The organism is Candidatus Nanopelagicales bacterium, assembly GCA_018003655.1.
Taxonomy (GTDB): Bacteria; Actinomycetota; Actinomycetes; order S36-B12; family UBA10799; genus JAGNDY01.
The window spans coordinates 1-2,268 of sequence record JAGNDY010000095.1 but is presented as its reverse complement, the minus strand read 5'-3'; the positions used below and the strand labels follow the sequence as shown (position 1 = coordinate 2,268).

At 63.9% G+C, this 2,268-nt stretch carries 3 protein-coding genes; 1 reads left to right on the top strand and 2 read right to left on the bottom strand.

What is annotated here, in order from left to right; all coding sequences use genetic code 11:
• Both KAZ48_10065 and KAZ48_10060 read right to left on the bottom strand, forming a co-directional pair.
• Positions 1-1,043: S53 family peptidase (locus KAZ48_10065; protein ID MBP7973135.1), on the bottom strand; the 1,043-nt coding region annotated here is incomplete at its 3' end.
• A 269-nt stretch (positions 1,044-1,312) separates the two neighbouring features.
• Complete coding sequence (locus tag KAZ48_10060) at positions 1,313-1,537, bottom strand: hypothetical protein (protein MBP7973134.1); 225 nt, start codon at positions 1,535-1,537, stop codon at positions 1,313-1,315.
• Positions 1,538-1,828: 291 nt separating this feature from the next.
• Here KAZ48_10060 and trxA point away from each other — a divergent pair, with 291 nt between their 5' ends.
• Positions 1,829-2,224 carry a thioredoxin gene (trxA, locus tag KAZ48_10055; protein ID MBP7973133.1) on the top strand — a complete coding sequence of 132 codons (396 nt, stop codon included), beginning with the start codon at positions 1,829-1,831 and terminating at the stop codon, positions 2,222-2,224.
• The last annotated feature ends 44 nt before the right edge of the window (positions 2,225-2,268 follow it).

The following is a 2,268-nucleotide window of genomic DNA, read 5'->3' as shown; positions in this document are numbered from 1 at the left end:
CTGAAATTCGGTGAGCCGATGCCAGTCGCCTGGTCGTAGCCCTTCCTAGCGGTACAACAGCCGTTGTTGTGCAGATCCGTGTTGCCCTTCGTAATGTCGAACGTCGCTCTGCGCGGTAGTTGGTAGAGCCACGGGTTGAGCGGTCCCATCGGCGCCTGACCCTTGCGTGCCAGCTCCTCGTTGAGCAGCGCGACACCACTGGCGACCAGCGGAGTCGCCGCACTGGTCCCAGACACCACCCCAACCCCGAACACGAGCCAACCCGGTGCTCCCGAGGCGTGCGCACTGAGATCGGGGACACTGCGTCGATTGGTGTGGGTCTCATTCTTCGATTGCCAGTTCGGCCTACCGAAGAGGATCGAGGATCCGCCACCACCGGCAGTCTCGTTTCCCCACGGCGAATCGTTCCAGGCGTATTCGGCGACCCGGTGATTTGCCTTGTTGAGCACGATCCGGGTTCCACCAACGGCGGTCACCCACGGGGACGAGGACGGGTAGGAGACCGCTCGCCCGGTTGGTCCTTGCCCAGTCTCGTTGTTGATGCAGCCTGACGACCCGCGGTCACCGCTCGCGACCAGCACGCTGGTGCCAATCAGGGCGAGCCGCAGGTAAACGGACTCGGTGAGTCGACGCGCAGGTGGGGTGACTTCGCGCTCGCATTGCCCGTAGGAATTTGTCAGAACCTGAGGCGGTGCTGTGCTATCCAGGGCAGCGACCGGTGCGAGGAAGTTCGTCATGACGCCGGTGCTCTCAAAGACGGGTACGCGGTAGCCGCGGGCGAGGGTGCCCAACACCATCTGAACGTCGAGGTTGCCTTCGTCGCCGGAAGCCAACTGCCGGACTCCGTCGGTCTCCACCCGGTGTGCCGAGGCATTGAACCCCAGGCACGCGCGTGCCTCGCGAACGAAGGCGTTTGAGTAACCCGACCCCTGCGCTATCACCCCGATGGGTGGACGGGTCCGGATATCTCCCCGCGTGCTCGCGTTGCTGCGTCCCCGCAGCGAGTCAATGCCGTAGGCCTTGGCACCTTGGCCGAAGGACATGAAATACGCGCTGTCGGGTGTGTTGCGGATTTTCGCGCAGCCGACGACTGTTCCTTCATTCGTTGGTGGGGTGCCCGATCGCGCCTGCCGCGGCAACCCCGTTGCCGCGGACCTGGAACCGCCGGTCTGACGCTGACTCAACCAGATGCGGTCCGGCGCGAGCTTGCCGATCCGGGTCGGAACCCGGGGGATGCGCTGCGGTACCCAGAAGCGGAATCCCCCTTCGACCGCAGTGCGAATTGGCCGGTGGAACGCGCGATTGAATTTCCCTACCGAGCCCTTGACCGAAGGAATAGTCGGGACTTATCGACGACTCCACGTAGATGCTTGCCGGCGAGGTACTTCTTGATCGTCTTGATGGTGGCAGCCGACGCACCAAACTGTTGCGCGGCTGCCTTCGATGACAGGAACCTGCGATACGACCGACTCGACGGGTTCGCAACCCCCCCCGGGCGAAGGTCGCGGCTTGCGAATCGCGTCGCTTGAGTCCCCAATAGAAGGTGATGCGCCCCGCTGCTGTCGCCCGTTGCGCGGAGCGGCCGCGGACTGGTCCCGGCAACTGAGCTGTCGGCGCCGTTCGGACAACGGCAGCTGCGCTCGACTGTGGTGGCTGCTCCGCCGCAAGGCTGCCTCAAGCACGGCGGTCACGATCCGCTACGCCGCCTCGGCACCAGCGTCGCTCGCCGGGGGGAATGACGACTCGCTAGTCTCGTTGGCAGGAATGGCAGGCGCCGAGCCTGTGTTGGAACAGATACCCCGCTAGGTATACGGAAATGGAGACACGTATGGCTACCACGACGCTCACCACCGAAAACTTCGATTCCACGGTCCTCGGCAGTGACATCGTCTTTGTCGATTTCTGGGCCGAATGGTGTGGACCATGCAAGCAATTCGGGCCGGTCTTCGAAGCTGCGTCGGAGAAGTACGAGGACATAACCTTCGGCAAGGTGGACACCGAGGCGCAGCAGGCCCTGGCCGCCGCCGCTCAGATCACGTCGATCCCAACTCTGATGGCCTTCCGTGAGGGAGTACTCGTCTTTGCCCAGCCAGGTGCCCTGCCCGCAGCGGAGTTCGACAAGCTCGTCGTCGCGGTCAAGGACATCGACATGGACGACATTCGCCGCCAGATCGCTGAGCAGCAGGCCGCCGAGGCAGCTGCCTCCCCCGAATCGCCTGAGTGACCTGACATGCCCCGATCAACGCTGATCTTTGACGGCGACTGCGG